Raw genomic sequence first — 26,266 nt, 5'->3', positions numbered from 1 at the left:
TGGACTTGTAAGGAGGGCACGATGGAGACCGTGATCATCTTGCTCACTGTGCTGCTTGGATTCGCTGGAGCGGCCCTACGGTGGGGCTTTGATAGCACGGACTGGGTTGACAGCCTCGAATGGGAGCGCAGGCGGCAATGGAGCGGCTTTCATTAACCCGCTATGCGGGCAAGAAAGCACTGTGAGAAGAAAGAGACATCACTCTGTTCTCTCTCACACAGAAAATGCTTGATGAAGAGATGATAAGTCGGTGCTAAGTGAAATGCGCGTTTTTGTCTTATGCTCCACAGGTGAAAGGAGTACACTGATGATGCCACACATCCAAATCCACGAAAAGCTGCTTCTTGAGCATCGTCAACACCTGCAGGGCGAGGCAGAACAAGAGCGTCTGCTTGCCCAGGTAGGCCAGGGCCATCACGGCAGAATAAGCTACCTGCCGAGCAGGATAGGGAAGTTCTTTGTTGCACGCAGGTCTCGTATGAAACCGGTTGAGCAAATAAGTGAGCTTTTCGCCGACTGTACTGAAGAGCCAGGTCGTGAACCTGAATTGCAGGAGATCAGAGCATAACTCATGCAGGAGAGTAAAGTCAGACCCGCTTGTGCTCTCTCCTGCCAAAGAACAAAGGTATGTGTTCCTGTATGCAAGAAAAGGATGAAATCTTTCTCTGTTTGAGACGACTATGAATCCAACAACCCTTCACAATTTCAAAGCCAATCTCCACGGCGAACTGATCACGCCGGGCGATGAGACCTACGAGAGCGCCCGCCGGGTGTGGAATGGCATGATCGATAAATACCCGGCCTTGATTGCCCGTTGCGCTGATGTGGCTGACGTGGTGAGGGCCGTGCAGTTCGCGCGGGATCAGTATCTTGAGGTGGCTGTGCGTGGTGGCGGTCATAGCTTCGCAGGTAACGGAACCTGCGATGGAGGTCTCGTCATCGATCTGTCGCCGATGAAACGGATCCAGGTAGATCCGGTCAAGTGCATCGCTTCCATCCAGGCTGGTGCCACACTGGGAGAATGCATCCACGAGATCCAGAAATTCGGGCTAGGCATCCCGGTCGGAACAGCCTCGGAGACGGGCCTGGCCGGCCTCACGCTGGGCGGTGGCACCGGTTGGTTGATGGGCAAATATGGCCTCACGTTGGATAATCTGCTGGCCGTCGAAATCGTCACCGCCGATGGACGTATCCTTTGGGCCTGCCCTACCAACTATCCCGAGCTGTTCTGGGCCGTGCGTGGAGGTGGGGGCAACTTCGGGATTGTCACTACCTTCGAGTTCCGACTACACCCGGTCAGTACATTACTGGCAGGCATGCTGATCTATCCGCCGTCCCAGGCGAGAGAGGTCTTGAGCCTGTACTGCGATCTCACGCGCACCGCTCCCGACGAACTGACGGCTAGTGTAGCTCTGGCAAGCACTCCCGATGGGCTGATGCTGGCTCTCGGCGTCTGCTCCTGTGGGTCGTTGACGAAAGGCGAACGGTTCCTCGAACCACTCAGGACAGCCAGCAATCCGCTGGCCGACATGGTGCGTCCCATGTCCTACCTCGAACTCATCTCGATGCTCGATGCCTTCGTCCTAGCCGGGCGCTGCTACTATAGTAAGGCCCACTCGCTGCCCACGCTCTCTAAGGAGGTATTCGAGGCCATGATCGAGGCTCATGCAGCGCGTCCTTCGCCCTGGACGCTAATCGTGCTTCAGCATGTTCACGGCGCAGCCAGCCGTGTCGGTTCGACCGAGACCGCCTTTGCACTGCGCAAAGAGTATCACTCTCTGCAAATCATGGCCTCGTGGACTGAGAATGCGGTCCGCGAAGCAGAGACGACGATCAAGTGGGTGCGCAACCTCTGGAGGGCGACAGAGCCATTTGCGAGCAGTGGAACCTACATAAATTTCCTGGGCAGTGAGGGGGACGAGTTGGCAGCCGTGCGAGCCAGCTACGGCCCCAACTACGAGCGGCTGGTGCAGGTCAAGCACGCCTATGACCCCACGAACTTCTTTCATCTCAACCACAACATCACACCAACGAGCTAGGAGAACTACCCATGTCAACCAACGCTTTTCCGCCTCTGAGTTCATGGCAAGCCAACGATCCCGATCCCTACCTGCAGCATGAGCAGTGGACGCGCCAGCAATTGCAGGAGTATCAGGCGCGTGCTGTCCGGGCCTGCCGCGAGTATGCCTACGCGCACTCCCCTTTTTACCAGCGCTTCCACCGGGGACTGACCGATCGTCCCTTGCAGGAACTGCCTGTACTGACGAAGGTGATGCTGATGGAACACTTCGACGACATCGTCACTGACCGCGCGCTTCACCTACAAGACATCCAGGATTATCTGGCACATCCAGGTGGACAGGAGCGCTTTCTCAACCGCTACCGGGTGATGGTCACTTCCGGCAGCACGGGACAGCCCGGCGTGTTTCTGCGCGGGCCGGCGGAAGGCGCCGTTGTCTCGGTCGGCCTCTCACGTTTCCCCACCTGGGCCGGGGTAACACCAGGAAGCAAAGTCGCTGTCATTGGCTCGACCGCTCCCGAGCATATGTCGTCGCAGCTTCCCATCGCAGTAAATGGGCAAGTGCTGCCGAGACTCCACCTGTCAGCGAGCGACCCCGTGGAGGTGCTGGTGCGCCAACTCAACGAGTGGCAGCCAGACCTGATGGCAGGCTATCCTTCGATGATGCGCGTGCTGGCAGATGAGCAGAACCAGGGGCGGCTGCACATCGCCCCCAGGCTCCTCGTCAGTGTGTCCGAAACGCTGACGGAAGACACGAGACGACGCCTTGAGCAGACCTGGCGCACACGCCTCTTCAATATGTACGCCACCACGGAAGGAGGCATCATGGCAATGGAGTGTCAGTACCATCGCGGCCTGCATTTGTTCGAGGACCTGGTCATTGTAGAAGTGGTGGATGCACACAACCGTCCAGTCCCGGTAGGAGTATATGGAAACAAAGTGCTGCTCACCGTCCTTTTCAGCCGCACGCAGCCGCTTATTCGCTATGAGGTGAGTGATCGGATCAGCGTTTCCTCACGAACACACTGCCTGTGCGGGCGGCCTTTCGCCCTGCTTGAGGACATTGAGGGGCGCGCGCCGGAGGTGCTGCATTTCCCGGCGCATACAGGTGGGCAGGTGGCAGTAATTCCCCATGTGTTTCACCGGGTGATGGATACGCTGCCGGTCAGTGGGTGGCAGATCGTGCAGGAGCGTGACCGGTTGCAGGTACTCCTGAGCGGAGCACCTGCGGGATGGAAGGAGGAACCCCTGCTTGAGGCACTGCGGCAGGCACTGGCTGAGCAAGGAGCGATGGTACCACCTATCCATATTCAGCATGTGGCAGCCATTCCCAGGAACGCGAGTGGCAAGGCGCCGTTGATTGTCTCACATATCGCCCATGCGTCAAAGTACCAGCCTGGAGTTTTGTGCGAAAAGAAGAGGGAAAGATGATAGTCAGTTCCTCAAAGAGCCAATCATCCATAACAAAGAGGTGAAGTGTATGCCACAAACTGAACAACCAGCCCTTCCTTCAGGTGGATCGCCACAAGTAGCACCCCCTGTTCTGACAATACGCGGGAAACCAGTGAGATTGTGGTTGGCGCTCGCCGCGGTGATCATCGGATACTTCATGGGCACACTGGACTTGACGATTGTCAATATCGCTATCCCTGCCATTCAAACCAATCTCAAGACGAATTTGGCTGCGGTCAGTTGGGTCTTGAATGCGTACAATCTGGTGTTTGCGGTGCTGCTCGTCACGGGAGGGCGGTTGACCGACCAGTATGGACGCAAACGCCTCCTCATGCTGGGAATGAGCCTGTTCAGCCTGGCTTCTCTCGGCTGCGCCCTGGCACAGCCATTTGGGCAGTTCAGCGGCTTGCCGGCGATTGGCTGGCTAATCGGGTTCCGTGCAGTACAGGCGAGCGGCGCTGCGGCACTGGCTCCGGTGAGTCTGGCCATTATTCTAGCGATCTGCCCGCCTGAGAAGCGCGGAGCAGCCGTTGGTTTCTGGGGAGCGTGTGCGACCCTGGCGAATGCAGTAGGCCCGGTGTTGGGTGGGTTCCTGGTGCAAACAGTCGGCTGGCCCTGGATCTTCCTGGTCAACCTGCCCCTCTGCTTGGTGGGGCTGCTGATGATCGCTCGCTTTGTGCCCGAGACACGCGATCCACACGCCGGTCAGCGCGTGGATGTCGCTGGGATCCTCACGCTCTCAGCCGCGCTGTTCTGCCTGGTGCTGGCCGTCATCGAAGGCAATACCTGGGGTTGGACAAGTATACCTATCGTGTCGCTCTTTGCTGGGGCAGTGGTTAGCTTTCTGCTCTTCATCACGATTGAGTTGAAAAAGCCCGAGCCGATGATCGACTTCCGCCTCTTCGCGGTCCGCAGCTTTAGTGGTGCGAATAGCACGATGTTCCTCTTTGGCATTGCCATTCAGGGAGCGTATCTGATTGCAGTGCTCTCCTTCACGAATGCGCAGGGCTATACCCAGATGCAGACAGCCTACGCGCTCTTGCCCATGGCGTTTGGTGCTTTCGCCGTTGCCGTGCTCACTGGGAGATTAAGCAGGCGGATCAATCCGCACGTGATGGGAATCGCGGGTCTGCTGCTGGTCGCAGTAAGCTTTGGTCTGCTGTGCCTGCTGAATCCTCATGCAGCCTATCTGGATATTGCGTGGCGTGGCCTGCTACTGGGGACCGGGATGGGCCTGGTGTTCCTCAGCCAGCCCATCATCGCGCTTTCCGATATACCCCGCGCACGGCTAGGGGTAGGCAGCGGGGTCTTCAACACGTTCCGGCAGATCGGGTTCGTCCTCGGAGTCGCCATCCTGGTCAGCGTCTTTACTGGGCACCTCCAGGTCTCTGGAGCCATGAGAGGTCATTCCTTCATACTTCAGGCCGTTGATGCATCCGGGGCAGCATGGGTGTGCGCGGCCGTCTTTGCGAGCGTAGGCCTGTTTTCGGCATGCGTCACGTATGCGGCATGCCATCCTCGCTTCGTATGTAGACAAATGCCACAGGAGACGCAGGCATCTCAAGCAAGTAGGAGTTAGCCTGTAAGTTTGGTAGGAATGGGAATCATTCGGTGCCGCGTGTGTGGAGCAGAGCTTCCGGGAAGCGCTCGTTTTTGCGGCAAGTCAGGGGGAAACAGAGCGAGAAGGAGTAAAGCAGAAGCGTTGTCCTCTACAATGAGAGATAAAAGATGTCCAGTTCGAAACCGATCAGCGAAGAAAATCAGAATGTTTTGAACTCGGCCTCAAATGAGCTTGTGATTATTGCCCTCTGTGGAGCGGGGTTGAAAGCGGCCTAGCGCTTCTTGCCAGGCTCCGGTACCGATCGGCATACGTTGCTTGTGGAGATGATCATTTGGAAGCAGTAAAACATTGCTTTCCTCCTCGCTGAGGTGAGTACATGGACCATCAGGGCCACTGAGGAAAGTGTAAATGTTAATTGCTTGATACGTGTCTTTTCTCGCTTTCAAGTATACTCGTTATAGAGACAGGAGTAAAGCAACCTCTCGCTTTCCGATCAAAGGAGAAACGCAGCTAGCATCGCACAAGGTACACTATGGAGCAAAACGAAGGAAGTATGCCATGCTTGAAGTGACCAACGATCCCCAGAAAATTGGCCAAGCTCTGGGCTGGATTGTCTCCCTGCTCAACCGCTACACGATTCCCTATCAGATTTGTGGAGGGTTGGCGGCCAAAGCGTATGGAGCGACACGCCCGCTGGTTGATATCGATATATATGCCTCATTGCAGGATAGCCCACATTTCCAGGCAGTGATGGATGAAATCCACCCCTATCTCATCCGCGAATGGGCGCCCTACCGGAGCGTTTCGTGGGATATCCTCTATCTGGCGCTCAACTACCAGGGAGTGCACATCGAAGTCGCTGAGTCCACCACCCATCCGCGCTTCTATAACCATCGGGATGGTCGCTGGGAAGATCAGCCGATCGATTTCACCACGTCTACCCTCATCCGCCTCTACGGCGTAGAGGTCGCGATCATGCCAAAGGACGAACTGCTTGCCTACAAAGCGATGCTTGACCGAGAAGTTGATCACCTAGATATTGAGCAAATTACTGCCGTCTCCTGAGGAGTGCTTTGTCTTCAGGATTGCTCGTTCTGACTGGAATGCTGCCTCCAATTCCTGACGACGTTGTGCTGGAAGAAAGCTGTATCTGATCCCATTCAAGAGAATGTCGTTGATAGCAGCAACATCCAGGTCAAAGTCGGTCGCTAAGCGCGTGACTTCCTCATTGAGCGTCGTCTGGAAGAGCGCCGGGTCATCTGTGCTGACGGTGATGGGGATACCCGCAGCATGTAATCGTGGCAGCGGATGAGCCACATAGGTAGGATAGATCCCAAGGAGGAGGTTGCTGGTTGGCGTGATGTCCAAGGGGATATGATGTTGCGCGAGATAGTTCACGAGCGTCGGGTCTTCTATGGCACGGACTCCATGTGCAATCCGCTCAGCGCCAAGCGCAGTGAGCGCTCCCCAGATGCTCTCTGGTCCGGCGAATTCACCTGCGTGCGGGACGCTATGTAATCCGGCGCTGCGTGCCCGTTCGAAGTAGAGTGCGAAAGGTTCGGGAGGCGCCCCTGCTTCTGCTCCCGCCAGTCCGAGCGCCACCACGCCGTCATCCTTTCCCTCAATCGCCACGCCGGTCTAATCTGCCATGGGCCACGTGTGCGTGGAATCATTCCACTGGCGCACAATGTTGAAGATCCAATTGATCTCGACATGGAAGTCATCTTGCACACGCGCCCTCCCGCGGTGCATGCCGGAGAAGTAGACGTCGTGCGGCACGCCAAGCAGATGATGCGTGCTTGGTGTCACCGTCACCTCAGCATAGCGGATATGTTGCTCTGCCATCCTTGCCCCGAGTTCGTAGACGATCTGCTCGTAGTCCTCGCGCGTTTTCAGGCAGCGTGTGACCATCAGAAAGATTTCAATGAGGTGGTCAAAGTCGCGATAGGCGAACAGGTGTCGCAGTTCCCCTTCTGTTTCAATGGGCAGCGGTACCTTGTTGCGTTGTGCAAGCTCGAGGGCAGTTGCCGGTTGAATAGCTCCCTCCAGGTGGACGTGCAACTCGGCCTTGGGAGCGGCCTGCACATATTCCTCCAACGACATCTTGTTCTTTCTTCATCCAGTTCCTGGATAACCCCAGGCGATTCTTCCCGCCACCTGAAAAGCGATGACACCCTCGCCATACACCTCTTGCAGGATGCTTCTCGCCTCCTGGTCAAAGGCCTCGGCCTGCACGGGTCCCATGCGCTCCCGGGAGAAGCCACTGCGCGAATGATACGACTCGATGAAGTCCTCGACTGATTGCACAAACGAGATTGGCTCGGTCGTCTTCTCACCCACTTTCTGGAATAAGCCCTGCTTCTCCAACGCTGCGAGCATGTTGTAGGGCCCAGCAGAGCTATTGGTGCGATATCGTGTCAGGATCTCGCCCAGGAGCGACCAGGGTTCGGGTATCATGACGTGATCCAGAATTGCCAGGTACCCTGCTGGGAGCAATACCTCGTGAAAACGCGGCAGCACGATGCTCCACTCCATCCAGTGCAGGCTCTCGCCCGCCGTTACCAGCGCATAGGGAGGATCGAGCACAACATCCTCAACGCGCCCATACAGCCAGCGTAAGCGGGGATGGTCGCCATTGGGAAGAGCTTTGCCCTGCTCGATCATTAACCATGAGCAGTCAACCGCGTCCACCTGCTCGACGTGGTCTACAAGATGGCGTGCGATGTTGCCGGTACCGCAGCCAACATCGAGAACGCGACGGGAAGACGGAGGCAGAGCGGTGAGGAGTCCTGCCAGGATCTCGAAGACCTCAGGCGGATAGGGCGGGCGATGGCGATAGGCCTCTACGACGCTCTTGTCCTGAAATGGCTCCGCGTATTTTGACGCCCACGATTCTGGTTTGTGAATCATCTCTGCCAAACTCCTCTTCTTGCTCGAAGCACACCCTACCAGATACTCCGCACGAATCCTCCATCGATCACCATCGTCGTGCCCGTGATATAGGCCGCCTGCTCAGAGGCGAGAAAGGCGACGAGCGCTCCGACCTCTTCGGGGCGGCCAGCTCGTCCCATCGGGATCGCCTGGACCATCTCTTGCAAGGCTTGTTCTTCCGACATCCCCTGCGCCATTCTGGCTCGCACACCTCCTCCGTAGCGCAGGCGATCGGTGAGGACCCGTCCAGGGCAGACCGTGTTCACGGTAATGTGCTCCGGGGCAAGGTCAAGCGCGAGAGTCTTTGCCAGCCCCACCACCCCAGGACGAATGGCATTGGCCAGAACGAGACCCTCGCTTGGTTGCCTGACCGATGTACTGACGATGTGGATGATGCGCCCACCACCTCGCTGCCGCATAGTGGGCAAGGTCAGGCGGATGAGACGGACGGCGCTGAGCAGTTCAGTTTCAAACGCCGCTTGCCACTGCTCATCAGAAACATCTGCAAACGTTCCGACAGGTGGACCGCCCGTATTGTGAACGAGGATGTCAATGCCGCCAAAAGCCTCCAATGTTTTCGTCACCAGAGCCCCTATATCCTCCCGCTTGCTCAGATCAGTAGGATAGGTGTACACCCTCCTCCCTGTCCTCTCCCCGATTTCGCGTGCGGTGAGGAGCAGTGCCTCTTGATGACGAGCGGCGATCATGACCTGCGCACCCTCAGCCGCGAGTGTCAGAGCGCATGCGCGACCAAGCCCTTTGCTGGCGGCTGTCACCAGCGCCACTTTTCCGTGTAAGCCCAGATTCATGCTCTTTTCCCTCCAAAAAGGTGCTCATCTACCACGTGACCAGTAACGTTTCGAGTTTGCGTTCCACTGGGGCCGGTTGCCAGCGGGGCAATGCGTCCACCATCTGCAAGGTCGGGAAGCGCGACAAGCAGGTTTCAAGCACCACTTCTGCTTCCAGTCGTGCAAGCTGCGCCCCCAGGCAATAGCGGAAGCCTCTCCCGAAGGCCAGGTGCGGTCTGGTGGATGTATCGGTAAAGCGGGTGATGTCAAAACGGTCGGGATCAGAATAGACCTCTGGATCGCGATTGGCCGCCCCAAGAGCCGCAAACACGAGCTGGCCTTTGCGCAGATATTTCTCCCGGAGCGTGATATCCTCAGCAACTCCCCTGCCGAAGAACTGAACCGGGGTTTCATAGCGGGCAGTTTCCTCGATGGCAGGTCTCACCAGCGTATGATTGTGCAGGAGCCGTGACCACTGTTCAGGATGGCTCAAGAGCGAACCCATCAGATTCCCAAGCAAGGTGGTGGTGGTTCCGGAACCTGCGAAAATGATATTGATACAGATCGCCACGATCTCTTCATCGCTCAACTGGCCGTGTTGTTCATCATGTGCCTGGATGATCGCGTCGAGGAGGGCAGTTCCTGGAAGGCGTCTCCGAACTGCTACAAGCTCCAGAAAGTAGGCCCGGAAGGTTTCCAGAACCCTCGCTCCGGCCTGGTGGACCTCTGGCTTCGCGAAGGGATCGGTCGCCTCAGATAAGGTCCGACAGCGCTCCGCAAACACGGGATAGTCGCTTTCCGGCACACCCAGAATCTGGCTGATCACCATCAACGGCAGGGGGTTGGCGAGATCGGTGACCATATCCATGCTCCTCTGTTCCATGACGGGTTGGAGAAGGGTATCCACAAGAGCCTGAATGTGTGGGCGCAGTTGCCCAACGGCCTGCTCCGTAAAGGCCGAGGCCAGCAGTGCGCGTGTACGGGTGTGTGCGGGTGGTTCCATGAAAAAGGGCATGTGCGTGAGCATGTCGGCGACCGAGGGGCCGAAATTCTGTTGCATTCTGGTCAGGTAGGCCCGTTTATCAAAGCGTGGCTGGCTCAAGACCACAGACGTTTCCGGGTACGAGAACGTAAACCAGCAGTGCGTTTGTTCGCTCCAAAAGACGGGGTCTTGCTCACGCAAACGGTGATAAGAGTCATACAACCGCGCTGGATCGGTGGTAGCGGTAAAGGGATTTCCAATGGAAGTGCTATCAGAATCCATAGCTCATCTGCCTTTCTTCTCGAGAAGCTGTTCCTGCGCTTCAGGTAGACATCCTGTTCTTCAATTGAGAGGTGCTTCAAGCTCACTCTCGTGAGCGAGTATAGTCTGAGGAAAGGCTCTGGACTTATCACCGACTTAACATCCAGTTATGATTTGCCCACGCGATGATCCCCTGCATCCATTGACCGGGCGTGATGCCATGATGGTGCCGATCTGAAATAGCGTTCCTTCTAATAAAAGGTGCTCTCGCACATCGAGGTTACCTGGAAGAAAGGGGGTGGTCTTGACTCTGTATGGCTTGCTCCGGGGTCATGGCTTGCCCCTCGGCAAAAGCGTGATTGAAGGCGCCCTCCCCCAGTTCAACGCGGACGGCTTTCACCATGACCTCGTAGTCGGCACGCTCAGCCTGGGTGCGCTCAAACGGCAAGAGGAGTGGAGCGGGTGGGCTGTTGACGGAACGCAATGCATCTGCTGCTCCCCAGAGCCGTGCTGCCCAAATTGGGTTGCCTTGCCTGGCGGCCGTACCGCCAAATCCTTGCAGGCAGTACATCATGCCCTCGGTATCATCCACCTGCCGGAACAACGCCACGCTTTCCTCACACAACGCACAGGCCCTCGTCTCGTCACCCTGGGCAAGAGCAACCCTGGCCAGGGAGGAGAGCACCTGGGCAGCGCGATGCTGCTCTTTGAAGGCTCGGTAGAACGCCAGGCTCTCTTCGAGGGATGACCGGGCTTCTACCAACTTGCCCTGGTCGAAGGCAAAGCGCCCCAGCAGGTACAGCCCGGCGGCTCTCCCGAACTGGTAGTGCGTCTCTCGGCTGAACGCCAGGCCTTCCTCAACGAGCGCCTGGGCGCGCCTCTGCTCACCCAGGGCGAAGAGCGCACGGGCCAGGTGGAAGCACGGCCAGACGATATCCTCGTTGTTGTTCGCTGCGCGGAGCAGCGCCAGGCTCTCCTCCAAAGACGAGTGGGCTGCAGCATACTCACCTCGTTCGATGGCAGCTATTCCCAGAAACAAGAGGATGTAGGCCAGGCTCCTGCTGTCGCCGCTCTCCTGGGCGCAGGTACGGCACTCTTCCAGGAGCGCGCGGGCCCGTGTCTCCTCGCCCTTTCTGTAGGCGATCACTCCCAGATGATAGAGCGACCAGGCCATGCCTCGGGTATCGCTCACCTCGCGTTGGAGGGCCAGACTCTCCCAACACAGGTACTCTGCGCGCTCACTCTCGCCCTGCAAATACGCCAGCCATCCGGCATTGACGAGCGCTTTGGCTCGCACAGCAGGTGAAACTCCCTCGCTGTTGGCCAGCGCTCGATCCAGCCAGGAGCGTCCTTCACTGACGGACCAGCGCATGAACGAGAAATGCGCCAGGGCTCCCGTCAAGCGCAGAGCCGTCTCCCTCCTGACTGCATCCCCTTGCTCCAACGACCAGCCGAGCGCGGCGCGCAGATTGTCCTGCTCTCGTTCCAGGCGCTCGGACCAGCGGACTTGCACCACTCCAAAGAGGTGGATTTCGGCCTCCTCCGCCAGGCGCAGGTAATATGCCGCATGGGCTTTGCGGGTCGCTTCTCTCCCCCCACAAGCGGAGAGGCATTCCAGGCCATATTCACGGATGGTCTCTAACATCAGCAGGCGCCCCGTCTCCTGCGCTTCACCGCGCTGCGCTGCCCGGCACAGCAAGTGCTTGTCCAGCAGCGAGATGATCCCATCCAACACGGCGGCATGGGTCCCCTCAAGCAGGTCATACAGGGCTTCCACTGCCTCCAAGGTACAGCCGCCAACGAACACCGAGAGCCGTCGAAAGAGGCGCTGCTCGGCTTCAGAAAGCAGGTCGTAGCTCCACTGCAAGGTGTTGCGTAAGGTCTGCTGCCGGGCAGGCAGATCGCGCGGCCCTCCGGTTAAGAGCGAGAGCCGGTGTTCCAGATAGTCCAGCAGTGCGGGCAGGGGCAACAGCTTGAGCCGTGCGGCCGCTAACTCAATCGCCAGGGGCAGCCCATCGAGGCGACGACAGATCTCGGCCATCAGCGGCGCCGTTTCGGACGTCAGCACAAGGTCGGGGATGATCTCATGCGCTCGTTCAAGAAACAGGGCCACTGCTCCAGAGCCTGCGACCAGCGACGGGTCTGCGAGGTGCTGCGGATCGGGCAGGGTCAGCGGCTGGACGGGAAAGGTGCTTTCGCCGCGCACATGCAGCATCTCGCGGCTCGTGACCAACAGTTTCAGATGCGGGCAGGCCGCCAGCAGGTCCACCAGGGATGGTGCGGCGGCTGCCACCTGCTCGAAGTTGTCCAGGACCAGCAGGAGGTGCTTGTCTCGGAGAAACGTTCGCAGGTGCTTGAGCGGTTCCAGCCCCTTGTGTTCGAGGTGGAGTGCATGGGCAATGGTATGGAAGACCAATCCGGCCTCCCGCAAGGGAGAAAGCTCGACAAAGCAAGCGCCATCGGCGAAGTCCTGCTGCATTTCATGGGCGACTTCGAGCGCCAAACGGGTCTTCCCCACGCCACCAGCACCGGTGAGCGTGAGCAAGCGGGTCTGTGGGCGCCGCAGCAGCGTACAGACTTCGGCGACTTCCTGTTCTCTACCAATCAGCGAGGTGAGGGGAACCGGCAGAGTGGAGGAAGTTCCTCCCAGGCGCTCCTGTAATGGGGCGGCGGCATCCGTGACGAAGCCCAGCGCTTCCGGTGTGGTGCCAAACAGCTCGCACAACTGCTCCCGAAAGTAGAGGCTGGGAATCGAAGTGCCGTTCTCCCAGCGGGAGACCTCCACATCGCTGGTGCCGATCATGGTCGCGACATAGACCTGGGTCCAGTTCTTCTTGAGCCGATGTGCTTTCAGACGCTCATTCGGAGAGCGCTTTGTCTTGACCTGTTGGGAAGAGAAGACGGCTTGCTGCTGTTTGTTCATCGATGCAGCCTCGTTATACGGAACCTTTTGAAATCACTTCCGACATGTAGAAAGATAGCAACCCCATGGCAAGCGCATGTTAAATCATTGACTTTCTTCCTCAGTATACTACATCGCGTGGTCAGTTCCTCAAGCCACCGATCATCTGTGACAAAAAGGAGGAGTGTATGCCACATACTGAACAATCAACCCTTGCTCCAGGTGTAGCGCCCCACGTCGCACCTCCTGTTCTGACGATGCAGGGGAGACCCGTTTCTGTGGACGGTGTGGGCAACCACAGCATCCTCCTGCCGACATCTGGCGACTCTCGTTCAAAAGGAAGAGAGCATACAATTCTCCATCATTCGGCATGGTAAATTTGTTGGCAACTTGAGATCTGCCACGCGGGTATCGCAGACTTTCCTCTGACCGAGAGGGGAAGGAGATCGGTTATGTCTGAACCATCATCGTTCGTCTCGCTTGATACACTCGCTAGCCGCTTTGTCGAATCTCAACTGGCGTACGTGGCGGCCAGATTGGGTCTTGCTGATCTGGCCTGCAACGTTCCTCGCACGGTAGAGGAACTCGCGGCATGCGTAGATGTGAATCCCGATGCTTTGAGAAGAGTGATGGCTTCGCTCGTTCTCCTCGGCGTGTTTGAGCGCCGAGAAAATCATACCTACCAGTTAGCTGCCAGTCATGAGGTCTTACGCACCGATCATCCTGACTCGATCCGCTCTTATGTGATCATCTCAGGTGAGGTGTATTACCGGGCATTCGCGGAACTGCTCTTTTGCGTCAAGACGGGCAAATCAGGGTGCGAAGCCGCCTTCAGGCAGAGCTTTTTTGCCTATTTGCATGACCATCCCGAGACATGTGCGCATTTCAACATGCATATGAGCAGACGCATGCGCAGGGATGCCGAAGCAGTCATGGCCGTCTACGATTTTGCCCCCTACCACCATGTCGTGGATATTGGCGGCGGCAATGGCATGTTTCTCTCGCTGCTGTTACAGCGGTATGCACACCTGCAGGCAACGCTCTTTGATCTACCGGCTGCCTGTGAACAGGCGATGGAGTCCCTGCAGCAAGGAGGCGTGGCAGCACGGTGTGAGATCGTGAGCGGAGATTTCTTGCGTGATGAATTACCAGGAGGAACTGACCTCTATCTGCTTTCGCTGATTCTTCACGACTGGGACGATGAGCAGGCTGTACGCCTCCTGAAAAGCTGCCGCCGAGCCATGTCGGACACGAGCAGGTTGGTCCTGGTGGAGTTTGTGCTTCAGGAACGTGGGCCGACAGAGCGGGAGGCGAGGGAAGATCTGTTCATGCTCGTCGTCACGGGTGGACGTGAACGGACAGCGGAGCAATTTCGTGCGCTGCTCGCCCAGGCTGACCTGCAACTTTCCTGGATGGTCCCGACCCAAGAGCGCCGTAGCGTTCTTGAGGTCATTCCTGTGCTGCCAACTCAAGAGACTTCACAATGAGGCTCCAGAGCCTGAGACATTGGTACGATGTCCTCAGAGGAAGGACGCCAGAAGCGAAGTCGGGCTAGGGTTGTAGCTCACCCGTGTGAACCCTGACAAGCAGCCGTATCCAGGCAGAAACCTGCGGCCAGGAGCCAGGAAGGGCGAAGGCATAGGGCCGATCATGATCGCCTCCGGCTCCCCATTCTATTGCTCGCCGTCTTCTCTCCAGGATGTTTCCGTTCCCTGCATCCGGCGCGTGTCTTTCCGCGTTGTCCTGGGTCAACTGAGCTGATACGGAGGCGATGGCAATGCCGCTCCTGCCGGAGTGTTCTTGTGTGCTACTTGCTGACGCTGCCTGTGTCGTGCTCGTCGAACGGATTCCCCTCTCATGCAGGAATTGAGCAGCCGTGACGGAGGCAGAGCCATCTCCGTTGTTTTCGCGTGCGAGTTGTTCGTTGAGATCCTCAAGCGAGGGGGAGGAGAACACACGGAGCTGGTCCTGCGGAACCACGGAATAGATTCTGAGGAAGCGGAACAGGGCCTCAAGCGAGGTCAATTGAGTTGAGAGCCAGCGCCAGGCAGGTGATTGATTGCTTTTCCGTGCGACACGATAGTAGGTCATGATCTCCCTCTTCTTTGCATAGACTCAGTTTTCTCGTCATTTGACATGCGTAGGATACGGCAAAACGCACGTATGAACTTAGCAGAGACTTATCACCTCATTAACAAGCTGTTTCTCGCTTGCGGGTTGTGAGCGAGACATCAGCGCGAGCTTATCGTCTGTTTAATAAGAGGATTCTTTCTTGTGGACTGGTTAAAGAGGTAATTCGAGATGGTGGTATGATGAGGAGGACGTGTGTGTTCACGAAGTGAGAAATCCTCGCGAAGCTTGCGGAATGTTTCCACATGCGACAAGGGCCTGTTCCGGGGTCATCCTTCTTCCTTCTTCCCAGGCCTGGGCAAAAGCCTGCTCTCCGAGCTGGGCACGGACGGCGGTGACTCTATGCTCGTGATCAGCAAGCTCACTGGACGGAAGCGGTCCCCCAATTGCTGCGCGCAGCGCTTCCGCTGCTCCCCATAGTTGCACAGCCCGCAGGAGAGCTTCACCGGATATCCCGGGTGAGGGCGCGACCTGGAGGATCGTTCCCTCGATTTCTCCTACGCCTTGTATCGCAGTCAGGTTCGCTACTTCCTCCAGACAGGAGGCAAGCAGGCCCTGATCGTTCAATTCCCGGGCCAGCGTCAGGCTCTCCTCTATCAGCAAGCCTGAAGTTGTGAGGTCGCCCTGAGAAACAGCGTAGATCTGAGCTAGACGCAGCAGCGATGTCGCTATGCCGTGCTTGTCCTCTATCTCCCTGAAGAGTCCTAGCGCCTCTTCGAGTAGGGAACGCGCTCTGGAATATTCCCCCTGGTAGAGCAACGCCTGACTCAGGAGATGAAGTGCCTGGGCGCTTCCCTCCTTGTGATGCAGTTCGCTGAAGAGCGCCAGGCTCTCTTCTGCTGCGGAAGAGGCTGGCGTCACCTCTTTTTGTACGAAGAGGGCATAACCGAGGTAAAGCAAGGCGAACGCCATCCCTTCCTTGTGGCCGCTTTTTCTGAAGAGCGTGAGGCTCTCCTCCAGCAGCGGACGCGCCTCTTCGATCTTGCGCTGTCCAACCGCCACGATTCCCAGGCCCAGGAGTGGGTAGGCCAGGTCTTCCTGGTTGCCTAGCTTTCTAAAGACCGCGAGGCTCTCTTCAACCAGGGAGCGGGCCAGCGGGTAGTCGTTCTTCCGGTAGGCCACTAACCCTGAGCGGTACAGCGACCAGGCTATGCCGCACGTATCCCCTAGCGCGCGATACAGTCTCAGGCTCTCCTGACACAGTTGCTGGGCCCGCTCAAGGTCGCCTTGCCAGTGAGCCAACCACCCGGCATTATTGAGGACTTTAGCCCGTACTGAGGTCCTCATCCCTGCGCTGTTTGCCAGCACTCGCTCGAGCCAGACTCGTCCTTCGCTCAGAGAACCATAGACCTCCCAGAAGCGCTCAAGCACGCCTGCCAGGCGCAACGCCGGCTCCAGAGAGTGTCCTGCCTCTCCTTGCTCCACCGACCAGTGGAGAGCGGCGCGCAGGTTGTCATACTCCTGCTCCAGCCGGTGGAACCAGCGCTGCTGTTCTGCTCCGAGCAAGTGCGGTTCGGCTTCTTCCGCCAGGTGCACATAATACTGAACATGGACGTGGCGGGTCTGTTCCAGCTCCCCGCAAGCGGTGAGGCGCTCCAGACCATACTCCCGAAGCGTCTCCAGCAGGTGCAGGCGTGGTGCTTGCCCGTCTTGCCTCTCCTGAAGGAGCAAATGTTTGTCGAGCAGCGAGGTGATCCCATCCAGCACAGGTGTGGGTGTGCGGCCATCCAGCAGTGCCACAAGTGCTTCCACGGCTTCGAGCGTACAACCACCCACGAAGACCGAAAGGCGTCGAAAGAGGTGCTGTTCTTCTTCAGGAAGTAACTCATAGCTCCAGGCAATGGTGTTGCGCATAGTCTGCTGCCGGGCAGGCAGATCGCGTGGTCCGCCGGTCAAAACGGCCAGGCGATGCTCCAGCCGCTCCAGGAGGGTCTGCAAGGGGAACACTTTCAGTCGGGCCGCAGCCAGTTCAATGGCAAGCGGCAAGCCATCGACACGCCGGCAAATCTCGACGATGAGGGGAAGATCACCGGCGGAAAATGCACCGTCGGGAATCATCTCTCGTGCCCGCTCGACAAACAAGGCCACTGCTCCATAACGGACAAGCGCCTCCCGCTCAAGAAGTCCTGTAGAAGCGGGCAGGGCGAGCGGTTGGACGACATACTCGCGTTCGCCTCGCACGCGCAGCCTCTCTCGGCTCGTCACCAGCAGTTTCAAACGAGGACAGCCAGCCAGCAGGTCTACCAGGAGTGGTGCTGCATCCACCACCTGCTCGAAGTTGTCAAGTACGAGCAGCAGGTGTTGCCCATAGAGAGCCACTTTCACCTGCTCGAGGGGTGGTCTCGTTCCGCTCTCTTGCAAGCCAAGCGCCCGTGCAATGGTGGGAAGGACAAAAGCCGTATCGTGCAAGGAGGCCAGCGAGACAAAGCAGACCCCATCGGCGAAGCCCTGCTGCACCTCGTGGGCGACCGCGAGAGCCAAACGAGTCTTGCCCACGCCGCCAGTTCCGGTGAGCGTGAGCAAGCGGGTCGTTGGCCGCCGGAGCAAGGTACATGCTTCGGCAACTTCCTGCTCTCTGCCAATCAACGAGGTGAGGGGATACGGCAGTGTGGAAGGAACCCGTAACAGGCGCTCCTCTTGCTGTGCGGCACCATCAGCAACGAACTCCAGTGCTTCTGGCGTCGTGCCAAACAGCTCACACAGCTTCTCGCGAAAGTAGAGGCTCGGTTCCGTTGCGCCCGTCTCCCAGCGGGAGACCTCCACATCGCTGGTGCCAATCATGGTCGCGACGTAGACCTGCGTCCAGTTCTTCTTGAGCCGCTGCGCTTTCAAGCGGTTATTGGGAATGCGCTCTGTCTTGACGCGCTGGGAAGAGGAGAGCGCCTGCTGCTTTTTGTTCATCGATGCCACCTCGTCACACAGAACCTTTTCAGACCTCTCTGCTGTTGTTGGAGAATAGCAACCACATAGCAACTGGATGTTAAATCGTTTTCTTTCTCCCTCAGTATACTACATCGTACCACGATGGTATTCCCATTGAACTGGTCTTTCCGCTTCCTGAAAAGGACAAGGTGAGCTTGAAAGGAGGAACTCTATGTTGACACGCGCATTTGTCACCGGCGGCTCTGGTTTTGTTGGCCGGCACCTGATTGCAGCACTGCACGCTTCTGGCACCGAAGTACGGGCGCTGGCACGGTCTGAAAAGGCCGTAAATACCGTGCAGGACGCTGGCGCCATCCCAGTTCTCAGTGATCTGGAAAACAAGGCCTTCTGCCTGCCTGGCAGTCCGCCACTCACGCGCTTAGCCATCCAGTTGATGGGTGAGGAAGTCACCGTGAACGATGCCAAAGCGCGACGCGAGTTAGGGTACGAGGGGCACATATCACGCGAGGAGGGGATGGCGTCCTTGCGAGCATCATTCTTGTCCAATGCATCCGTCCTTCCTAACCAGGAGCAAGAGATGTCAAACAGATGAAACATGCTAGTCTCGTCTTACCGATAGTAGGCAATGCCATCTTCAAAAGCCTCATGATCGCCATCTTCGATGCCATAGAGGGCTTCCTGTAAGGCGAACGTTGTCCGAAAAAGGTTTGCCGCCGTGTACCAGAGATATCAGTAGGCCCCTATGCCTATAACAACATGTTAAGCGCTTGATAAGTTCCTTGCACTTCTTTTCGCCTATACTTACTAACAGCATTTCCTAACCATGAAAAGGAGGAGAGAGGCTCTCATGAGTCAATACATTGTCTCGTATGACGATGCCGCATCCATGGGCCCTCGAGCCGTTGGAGGCAAGGGATGGAACCTGGGGCGGCTGCACCGCTATGGGTTTGCAGTGCCCAAGGGTAGCATCCTCGTCGCAGATGTCTATAAAGAATTCATGGCCAAGCCGAAGCTGCATGCCTTATGTGCTGACCTGGCGCATGTTCAGACCGAGGATGGTGTCGAGAGCGAGATCGCCGGCATCCTGGACACTCTGCGGACGAACATTCTAGCGACCGCGCTCCCAACGGACATAGAACGTGCAATACGAACGTTTCTTACCGATGCGGGACTCGCCGATACACCGGTTGCCGTCCGTTCGAGTGCGACAGCGGAGGATAGTGCTACCACTTCATTTGCCGGTATCCACAAAAGCTTCCTCAGCATCAAGGATCTCGATGAGGTCGTGCGGGCCATCAAGGGCTGCTATGCTTCCCTCTGGATACCGCGCGCTTTGGCCTACCGCCGCCACCAGGGGATGGCTGATGACGACGTCGCCTGCGCCGTGGTGATCTGTGCTATGGTGACGGGGCCAGAGCAATCGCCGCCTCTGGCTGCCGGCGTGGCCTTCTCGTGCGACCCGCGAATCGGCCAGCGCGACCGCGTGATCATCAATGCCGCCTCCGGGTGGGGTGAGAATGTCGTAAGTGGCATGGTCTCTCCAGAAGCGATCACGGTCGTGCAGCGTGCCGATGGTGAACCACACCGAATCGAGCGTGAGCAGAGGCAAGAGCAGGTGCTCTCCAATGCGCAGGCGGCTGCCCTGGCCTCCCTGGTACATCGGGTGCTGTGGGCCTTAGGTGATGGGCAGGAGCAGCAGGACGTCGAGTGGGCCTTTGATGGCGAACAGTTCTGGCTGGTGCAGGCCCGTCCGGTCACGCACCTCCCGCGTGTGACCCTTCCCGCCGTAGCTGCACTACCCACGATCTGGTCGAACGCCAACCTGAAAGACGCCGTGACCGGCGTGCAGACGCCGCTCAGTTGGAGCATCGTCCAGTTAACCGTCGATGCCATTCTCTATGCGCCGTATCGCACGATCGGGTATGGGCTGCCCGAGGGTATGGAACTCATCCGCCGCTTCAGCGGGCGGGCCTACTTCGATTTGACCACCATGCAGTGGGTCTCCTACGACGCCTTTGGGCTGCTGCCACACGAGTTCAACCAGAGCCTGGGCGGTCACCAGCCGGAGATTCCCGTCCCGCCGCAGCATCCCCTCCGCGGGTGGACAGGATTGCGTCGCAGACGTGCCCAACTCCGCTTGCTGCGAGCCAGTATACGCAATGGCTGGACGCTTCCCGGTGAGATCGCACGGGTGCGTGCGGAAGCCCGCAAGTGTGCGTGCCTGCCGCTGACCGACCTCACCCATGCCGACCTCTTCGCGCTCCTGCGGCAGCTCCTTGAGCAGGGCCAGGCCTTTGGTGCGCGCTTCCAGCTTGCCAATATGAGTGGCATCTGGGAACAGATCCTCGCCCGGCTGCTTGAGCGTGAGCGATCCGGTCAGGGCCAGGCGTTGGCCGCTGGCTTGATGGCAGGCAGCCGCGAGGTGGTCAGTGCCGAGCAGGGCTACCGTCTCTATGGCGTGGCGGCTGCGGCGGCGCATGATCCGGCTGCTCGCACCTATCTAGCGGCGGCGCCGCTTAACCCTCAGGGCTGGCGCGACCTTCCTGAGCAGTCACCATTTCGCCAGGCGTTCGCCGCTTTTTTGAACGAATTTGGGCACCGGGGTGTCTACGAGACCGAGTTGGCCAACCCGCGCTGGAATGAGGACCCAACGTACTTGCTCGATGCTGTCCGGGCACTCCTGGCTCAGCACTCGCTTGAAGCACCTGTTGCTGTGGCCCAGCAGAAACGCCAGGCGGCCCAGGCAGAGGTAGCACACCTGCCGCTCTGGCTGCGCCCACTGGTGTCCTGGTTGGCTGCGCGAGCACGCCGTGCCGCTGCCCAGCGCGAAGCCGGCAAGTCAACGATGGTGGCGCTGCTCGAACCGCTGCGCAAGATCGTGCTGGAGATCGGACGACGCATGGTTGAGGCAGAGGTACTGGATGAGTGTGCGGATGTGTTCTTCCTGACCTGGTCCGACCTGGTGGCGTTCTTACAGGAGCAGTGGGATGGCCAGGGAGCACGAGCACTGGTGGCAGATCGCAAGGCGCAGCGCAACAGGTGGCTGGCCGAGGCGCCCCCAGATCTCTTCATCTGTGATGACCAGGGACGACCTGCTGAGTTGCCCTCTGCTGCTGAAAAAGAAGGGATGCGCACGGCACATCGGGCAGGGAGGCAGGCAAGTAAGAATGCACGGGAATTGCACGGCGTGGCGGTTTCCCCTGGTCAGGCAACGGGGCGGGCGCGAATCATCCATCACCCCAGCGAGGGGCAGCGCCTGCAAGCCGGTGAAGTCCTGGTCGCACCATCCACCGACCCGGGCTGGACGCCGCTGTTCCTGCGTGCTTGCGCGGTGGTGATGGAGACCGGCGGCTACCTCTCGCACGGCGCGATTGTGGCCCGTGAGTTTGGCCTCCCGGCGGTGGTCAACATCCCCGACTTGCTGGGAACCGTGGGAGATGGTCAGCTTGTGCTGGTGGATGGCGACCGGGGCTGCGTCGTGCTGGAGGATGTGCGTGGCCAGGTAGGCTGATTCTTCTTGTAGTGTGAACCCTCCTCTACGGAAAGGAGAGGTGATGCCTCTAATCAACACGATCCTGGGAGTGCTCGATATCGGAACTGGGCTGCTCTGCATCGTTATCAGCATTCCACTCTTGAGAGGCTCCGTTCCCAGAAATCCCTGCTATGGATTTCGCTTTCGCCAGTCCTGTGAGTCAGAGGCCAAATGGCAGCAGATCAATACGTACGGGGCGAAACGGCTGATCTACTGGTCAATGCTGATCGTGGGAATGGGCATCGGGACCTTCTTTCTCCCCTTGCAGGATAATCTGGTTCTGATCATGATGATGGCGATTGTTCCACCACTCATCGTGCTGATCCCAGTCTGGGAGACGTATCAGTACACTCGAAGCCGGAAGTGACCAAGGCCGTTTCTATGGAAGATGCTGATGAATTACTCACCTTCTCTCGCTTGCGAGAACAGCCAGCGCTACTCACCAATCATCTGGGGAAGAAGCAACTCGATGTTAAACGGATGATAAGTATCTTACGCCCCTTTCCAGTATACTTAGTGGCATGATGAACGGAAAGCAGAAGGGGTGCTTACCCAGAAGAGCATTCCGAGATACCGGCGCTTCACTGCCTGGCTGGTGAGCAAAATATCCACAGGTGATGAGGCTCTTGGAGGAGATACTATGGCATCGCCTGGGGAAGAAGCGCTTCCCGATCCTGCCGCTCTGGAGCGCATCTTCAATCACGTGGCAACTCAACGGCTGATTCTGCGCCGTCTCCAGATCGGAGACGGCCCGGCCATGTTTGCTGTGCATGGAGATCCAGCCACCAACCTGTACAATCCCTCTGGCCCCCATCCCGATCTGGCAACCAGTGAAGAAATGTTGCGAAGTTGCCTGCATCACTGGGAAGTCTATGGCTTCGGGTATTGGGCCGTTATGCTTCCGCTGGAGGAGCACGTCATCGGCTTTGGGGGAGTTGAACATCGGGTCTGGCGTGAGCGCGATGTCTTCAACCTGTACTATCGGTTTACCCCGAGTGCATGGGGCCAGGGGTATGCCAGCGAAATGGCACGGATGGCAGTCAGCCTCGTGCGTGCCTATCTCCCTCGGTGGCCCGTGATTGCCCGCACGAGGGCCGGGAATATTGCCTCTCTACGGACTGCCGAGCGAGTCGGGCTGATACGACGTCCCGATTTGGATACGGAGCACATCGTTTTGGCGCTCGGCTGGACGCCAGCGGGCGATCAACCGAACTAGTGCGAAAACACCCACTATAACAAGTATACTTTTCTCAGGAGGGTGGTTCATCTCTTCTGAAGTAATATCTCATGCAGATGCATAAGGAGAGTATCTTCATTCAACAGTTGGACTGATGAGAGCAGGATCGGACAGAGCGGGTAACTTTTCGAGTAGGTGACGATGATAGACCTTGTGTTGTTTTCCTGGAAGGATTATTCACTATGCCGACACCGCATTTCTGGGAGGCACTTGATACGCTTGTCTCAAGGAGCGAAATCGTGATTGACCGTCCTCGTGGGACAGCACATCCTCGCTATCCAGGGTTCCTCTATCCCCTGGACTATGGATATCTGCAGGGAACCATGTCGGGTGACGGATCGGGGATTGATGTGTGGATGGGCAGCCAGTCCACCAGGCAGGTGACCGCACTGCTCATCACGGTGGATGGACAGAAACGTGACGCTGAAATCAAACTGCTGTTCGATTGTACTCCAGAAGAACGCCAGGCGATTCTCGCTCTCCATGACCAGTCCTCCTGGAGTGGCAGCCAATCAGCTCTGCTGATTCAGCGCGCTTCCCGATAGATGCCGTTGATTCCTACCTTGCATTGGTATTGATAAGGAGGAGGTATGACGATACTCGCTACGATTCTCATCTACGGTGTGCCTGGTTCACTTGTGCTCTCGGCACTCATCCTGGCCATCTTATTTATGGCACAATCCCCGTCTGTTGCTCCAAGACTATCCGAAGGATGTTCGAGACGCAGTGCCGCCGAAGACCCTAACGGAAAAACGGCTGAGTTCCTATTGGGCAGCAGTGTTTCTCCTCCTGTTGATTGCTTTGCTCGTGCTAGCTGCGCTCTCCGCAAAAGCTGCCCATCAAGGCTTTGCTGGCGTCTTCCTCAGTGCTTTCGGCGTCGGCTTCCTGTTTAATCTCGTGGACTGGTTGATCCTAGATTGGTTGATTGTCTGTACCATCACCCCGGCGTTTGTGGTGATTCCTGGCACCGAGGGGATGGCAGGCTATAAAAACTATGCGAGGCATTTCAGAGGGTTTCTCGTTGGAATGGCAATCTCTGTGGTGATGGCTGTACTCATCGCGGCGCTCGTGGTATCTGTGTATGTTGAGCGACAATGAGAAGTGAGCAGTGACGCGCATGACAACTGCCGGTTGAGAGAACACAGGGGATGAGCATCGTCGCGACTTGTCCCCTGCTGAAGAGGAGGAAGAGCCTCCCTGGACAAAAGCCCGCAGGAGGCTCTACTATGACCCTCATCAAACCTTCACAAGGAGATGAGTGTCATGAAGAAGGATACTGAGGTTAAGTTGTTTATGCAATACCGACGCAAAGGACTCACCCAAGCCCAGGCAGCGGCCAAGGCCGACATGAGCGAGCGAACCGCTCACAAGTACGAGCGGGCTGGCAAGCTGCCATCTGAATTGAAACGCCCGCGCACCTGGCGTACCAGACCTAACCCCTTTGAGGAGGATTGGCCCTGGGTGGTCGAGCACCTGGAGCGCGACCCAGCCTTACAGGGAACCACTTTGTTCGCGCTTCTGTGTCAGCGCCATCCCGATCGCTACCGTCCGACTCAGGTGCGCACTCTCCAGCGACAGATCGCCGCCTGGCGTGCCCTGCAGGGTCCAGAGCGCGAGGTGATCTTTGAACAAGTCCATACGCCCGGCGAGCGCGCCCAGTCCGATTTTACCCATATGGAGGACTTGGGGGTCACCATCGCGGGCGAACCCTTCCCGCATCTGATGTACCACTTTGTCCTCACCTACTCCAACATGGAAGCGGTGCGTCTGTGCTTCAGCGAGAGCTTTGAGGCGTTGGCCGAAGGCATCGAACAGGCGCTGTGGCAACTCGGCGGGGTTCCCAAGCAGCATCGCACCGATCATCTGACCGCCGCGGTTCATCAGCTGCCCAAAGAGCAGCGCGAGGAGTGGACCGCGCGCTATCAAGCCCTGATGGCACACTACGGGATGGAAGCCACCACCCACAATGTTGGCGTGGCGCATGAAAATGGAGATGTGGAGCAGGCTCATCACCGCTTCAAAGAGGCGCTCGATCAAGCTTTGCGTGTGCGGGGCAGCCGCGATTTTGGCGATCGCGCCGGCTATGAACGCTTTGTTGCTGAGCTGGTCAAACAACGCAACCAGACTCGCAAGCCTCGTTTCAAAGAAGACCTGGCCGCCCTCGCTCCGCTGCCACAGGCCCCTCTTTCGCCTTGCCGCGAGATGAGGGTGCGCGTCTCGCGCTTCTCGACGATCACGGTACTCGGTAATACCTATTCGGTGCCTTCTCGCTTGATTGGAACGCGCATCAGCGTGCGCGTGCGTGCTGAACACATCGAGGGCTATGTCGGCACGCAGCTGGCTTTTCGCTTTCCTCGCTTGATCGGCAAACAGCAAAAGCGCATCGAGTATCGTCATGTCATTTGGTCGCTGGTGAAAAAGCCCGCCGCCTTTGCGGCCTATCGCTATCGGGAGGAACTCTTCCCCACCACCATCTTCCGCAAGACGTATGATCGACTGCAAAGCTTGCTGCCCCGGCGAGCGGATCGCGAATATGTGCGGCTCTTCCACCTGGCTGCCGGACACTCGGAGAGCGAGGTGGAAACGGCGCTCTCGCTCTTGCTGGAAGCCAAGAGTCCGCCAACGGTGGAGGCGGTGCGAGACGTGTTGGGCCTGGGCAACGCTGGCACCCCACCAGAGGTGGAGCGACCAGCTCTGGACTTGAGCCCGTATGATCGTTTGGTGCCCTCGGCGAGGAGGAATCATGCCAGTCTCAGCGGCTAATCGTCATGACGACCTGCGGCGTCAACTAGAAGCGCTGCATCTGGATGCCTTCGCGCACAGTTTTGCGGACCTGGCTCTCCGCGCCGCCAAAGAGGGGATCTCGCACGAAGCCTATCGCTACGAACTGGTCAAACTGCAGCGTGAGAGGCGGGAGCAGCGGCGCGTGCAGAGACTCTTGCGAGAGGCTGGTCTGCCTCCAGAGAAGACCTTCCGCACGCTCTCACTGGATGGCTTCCCGGCAGCGTTACGCTTGCAACTCGAACGTCTCAAAAGCGGAGCGTTCCTCAAGGAGTCGACCAATATCGTTGCCATCGGCAAGCCTGGGGTTGGCAAAAGTCATGCCCTCTGTGCGGTCGCCTATGAATTGGCTCATCAGGGCCACTCGGTCTTGTGGACAGCCACCTCAACACTCCTCCAACGGCTGCTCGCCGCCAAGCGTGACCTGCGTTTGCCCCAGGAGTTGGCCAAATTGGATCGCTTCGCCTGTGTCTTCCTCGACGACATTGGCTATGTACCACAGGATCGGGAGGAGATGGAAATCCTGTTTACTTTTCTGGCCGAACGCTATGAACGCCGATCAGTGGGAATCACGACCAACCTCGTCTTTTCGGACTGGCAGCGCATTTTCAAGGATCCGTTGACCACGATGGCCGCTCTGGATCGCGTGATCCACCACTGCGTCATTCTCGACATGATGGAGTTGGAGAGCTACCGAGCCAGAACGGCACAGCTTCGGCTGCAAGGAGAAGGAGGTGAACTGGCGGAGTAAGCACCAGCGGCAGCAGTAATACGCGCTCACCCGAATTTCTTATTGACATTTAACA

22 protein-coding genes and 1 pseudogene are annotated in these 26,266 nt (G+C 58.0%); 16 read left to right on the top strand and 7 right to left on the bottom strand.

From position 1 onward, the window contains the following. The first annotated feature begins 21 nt into the window (after positions 1-21). From VFA09_19815 to VFA09_19790, 6 genes are all read left to right on the top strand, one after another. Complete coding sequence (locus VFA09_19815) at positions 22-156, top strand: hypothetical protein (protein ID HZU69530.1); 135 nt, start codon at positions 22-24, stop codon at positions 154-156. 151 nt (positions 157-307) lie between these two features. Beyond that, the gene (locus VFA09_19810; protein ID HZU69529.1) at positions 308-568 is read left to right on the top strand and encodes a hypothetical protein; all 261 of its coding nucleotides are present in this window, start codon (positions 308-310) and stop codon (positions 566-568) included. A gap of 112 nt (positions 569-680) precedes the next feature. Beyond that, positions 681-2,039, top strand: a complete 1,359-nt coding sequence (locus VFA09_19805) for an FAD-binding oxidoreductase (GenBank protein ID HZU69528.1) — start codon at positions 681-683, stop codon at positions 2,037-2,039. An 11-nt stretch (positions 2,040-2,050) separates the two neighbouring features. Continuing rightward, entirely contained in the window at positions 2,051-3,451 is a 1,401-nt protein-coding gene (locus tag VFA09_19800) for an AMP-binding protein (protein ID HZU69527.1), read from the top strand. 49 nt (positions 3,452-3,500) lie between these two features. After that, positions 3,501-5,051 carry a DHA2 family efflux MFS transporter permease subunit gene (locus VFA09_19795; GenBank protein HZU69526.1) on the top strand — a complete coding sequence of 517 codons (1,551 nt, stop codon included), beginning with the start codon at positions 3,501-3,503 and terminating at the stop codon, positions 5,049-5,051. A gap of 540 nt (positions 5,052-5,591) precedes the next feature. Further along, positions 5,592-6,098 carry a hypothetical protein gene (locus tag VFA09_19790; GenBank protein HZU69525.1) on the top strand — a complete coding sequence of 169 codons (507 nt, stop codon included), beginning with the start codon at positions 5,592-5,594 and terminating at the stop codon, positions 6,096-6,098. On the opposite strand, the pseudogene add reads toward VFA09_19790, so the two are convergent. The 5 genes and pseudogenes from add to VFA09_19765 form a co-directional block, all read right to left on the bottom strand. Next, positions 6,066-7,136: pseudogene (gene add / locus VFA09_19785) on the bottom strand (adenosine deaminase). The gene VFA09_19790 and the pseudogene add overlap by 33 nt on opposite strands. A gap of 12 nt (positions 7,137-7,148) precedes the next feature. After that, positions 7,149-7,943 (bottom strand): class I SAM-dependent methyltransferase, encoded by a 795-nt coding sequence (locus tag VFA09_19780; protein HZU69524.1) that lies wholly within the window; start codon positions 7,941-7,943, stop codon positions 7,149-7,151. A gap of 35 nt (positions 7,944-7,978) precedes the next feature. Then, positions 7,979-8,773 (bottom strand): SDR family oxidoreductase, encoded by a 795-nt coding sequence (locus VFA09_19775; protein HZU69523.1) that lies wholly within the window; start codon positions 8,771-8,773, stop codon positions 7,979-7,981. A gap of 28 nt (positions 8,774-8,801) precedes the next feature. Next, positions 8,802-10,016: a cytochrome P450 gene (locus VFA09_19770; GenBank protein ID HZU69522.1), complete on the bottom strand. Its 1,215-nt coding sequence runs from the start codon at positions 10,014-10,016 to the stop codon at positions 8,802-8,804. A gap of 259 nt (positions 10,017-10,275) precedes the next feature. Beyond that, the gene (locus tag VFA09_19765; protein ID HZU69521.1) at positions 10,276-12,918 is read right to left on the bottom strand and encodes a tetratricopeptide repeat protein; all 2,643 of its coding nucleotides are present in this window, start codon (positions 12,916-12,918) and stop codon (positions 10,276-10,278) included. Between the two features lie 167 nt (positions 12,919-13,085). On the opposite strand from VFA09_19765, the gene VFA09_19760 reads away from it, so the two are divergent. Continuing rightward, positions 13,086-13,274 carry a hypothetical protein gene (locus VFA09_19760; protein HZU69520.1) on the top strand — a complete coding sequence of 63 codons (189 nt, stop codon included), beginning with the start codon at positions 13,086-13,088 and terminating at the stop codon, positions 13,272-13,274. A gap of 75 nt (positions 13,275-13,349) precedes the next feature. Further along, on the top strand, positions 13,350-14,384 hold the full coding sequence (locus VFA09_19755; protein HZU69519.1) for a methyltransferase: 1,035 nt from the start codon (positions 13,350-13,352) through the stop codon (positions 14,382-14,384). A gap of 64 nt (positions 14,385-14,448) precedes the next feature. On the opposite strand, the gene VFA09_19750 is transcribed toward VFA09_19755, so the two are convergent. After that, a complete protein-coding gene (locus tag VFA09_19750) occupies positions 14,449-14,988 on the bottom strand; it encodes a hypothetical protein (protein HZU69518.1) in 540 nt (179 codons plus the stop codon). A 240-nt stretch (positions 14,989-15,228) separates the two neighbouring features. Continuing rightward, a complete protein-coding gene (locus VFA09_19745) occupies positions 15,229-17,928 on the bottom strand; it encodes a tetratricopeptide repeat protein (GenBank protein HZU69517.1) in 2,700 nt (899 codons plus the stop codon). A 193-nt stretch (positions 17,929-18,121) separates the two neighbouring features. Here VFA09_19745 and VFA09_19740 point away from each other — a divergent pair, with 193 nt between their 5' ends. From VFA09_19740 to istB, 8 genes are all read left to right on the top strand, one after another. Next, the gene (locus VFA09_19740; GenBank protein ID HZU69516.1) at positions 18,122-18,502 is read left to right on the top strand and encodes an NAD-dependent epimerase/dehydratase family protein; all 381 of its coding nucleotides are present in this window, start codon (positions 18,122-18,124) and stop codon (positions 18,500-18,502) included. A 255-nt stretch (positions 18,503-18,757) separates the two neighbouring features. Then, positions 18,758-21,421 (top strand): PEP/pyruvate-binding domain-containing protein, encoded by a 2,664-nt coding sequence (locus VFA09_19735; GenBank protein ID HZU69515.1) that lies wholly within the window; start codon positions 18,758-18,760, stop codon positions 21,419-21,421. A 43-nt stretch (positions 21,422-21,464) separates the two neighbouring features. Then, positions 21,465-21,809, top strand: a complete 345-nt coding sequence (locus tag VFA09_19730; protein ID HZU69514.1) for an SdpI family protein — start codon at positions 21,465-21,467, stop codon at positions 21,807-21,809. Positions 21,810-22,082: 273 nt separating this feature from the next. Then, positions 22,083-22,658, top strand: coding sequence for a GNAT family N-acetyltransferase (locus VFA09_19725; protein ID HZU69513.1), 576 nt, complete (start codon positions 22,083-22,085; stop codon positions 22,656-22,658). Between the two features lie 203 nt (positions 22,659-22,861). Then, positions 22,862-23,224 (top strand): inorganic pyrophosphatase, encoded by a 363-nt coding sequence (locus VFA09_19720; protein ID HZU69512.1) that lies wholly within the window; start codon positions 22,862-22,864, stop codon positions 23,222-23,224. Between the two features lie 181 nt (positions 23,225-23,405). Further along, positions 23,406-23,777: a hypothetical protein gene (locus VFA09_19715; GenBank protein HZU69511.1), complete on the top strand. Its 372-nt coding sequence runs from the start codon at positions 23,406-23,408 to the stop codon at positions 23,775-23,777. 195 nt (positions 23,778-23,972) lie between these two features. After that, complete coding sequence (istA, locus tag VFA09_19710) at positions 23,973-25,442, top strand: IS21 family transposase (protein HZU69510.1); 1,470 nt, start codon at positions 23,973-23,975, stop codon at positions 25,440-25,442. Beyond that, entirely contained in the window at positions 25,423-26,211 is a 789-nt protein-coding gene (gene istB, locus VFA09_19705; protein HZU69509.1) for an IS21-like element helper ATPase IstB, read from the top strand. The genes istA and istB overlap by 20 nt, the downstream gene beginning before the upstream one ends. The last annotated feature ends 55 nt before the right edge of the window (positions 26,212-26,266 follow it).

It is taken from the genome of Ktedonobacteraceae bacterium (assembly GCA_035653615.1).
Classification (GTDB): Bacteria; Chloroflexota; Ktedonobacteria; order Ktedonobacterales; family Ktedonobacteraceae; genus DASRBN01.
This window is presented reverse-complemented; position numbering and strand designations above follow the sequence as displayed.